Origin of the sequence: Oceanobacillus luteolus, assembly GCF_023715655.1 — a bacterium.
Lineage (GTDB): Bacteria > Bacillota > Bacilli > Bacillales > Amphibacillaceae > Oceanobacillus > Oceanobacillus luteolus.
This window is the reverse complement of sequence record NZ_JAMBON010000202.1, coordinates 1-224: the sequence shown is the minus strand read 5'-3', so window position 1 is coordinate 224 and position 224 is coordinate 1. Positions and strand designations below refer to the sequence as shown.

Below are 224 nucleotides of genomic sequence, written 5' to 3'. Positions count from 1 at the left end.
AACGTGATTGGTACATCTCGGAAATTTCATCTGCGCTTAAATCAAAACGGTTTGTAACTAAGAGAAGTACGTTTCCTTTCGTATCTTCAACCTTTATGAGTCGAAAGTAATTCTCCGCACGATTTTGTGAGGTGCCAATTAACACCATTTGATCTGACAGTACCGTTGAATCATGAGGGAGTTCAAAATCATCACCAACTACTCGTATAAACGCATTTTTTCGA

1 pseudogene is annotated in these 224 nt (G+C 38.4%); it reads right to left on the bottom strand.

Annotated elements, in window-relative coordinates:
- Positions 1–224, bottom strand: a pseudogene (locus tag M3210_RS20880) (IS4 family transposase); the annotation flags it as partial.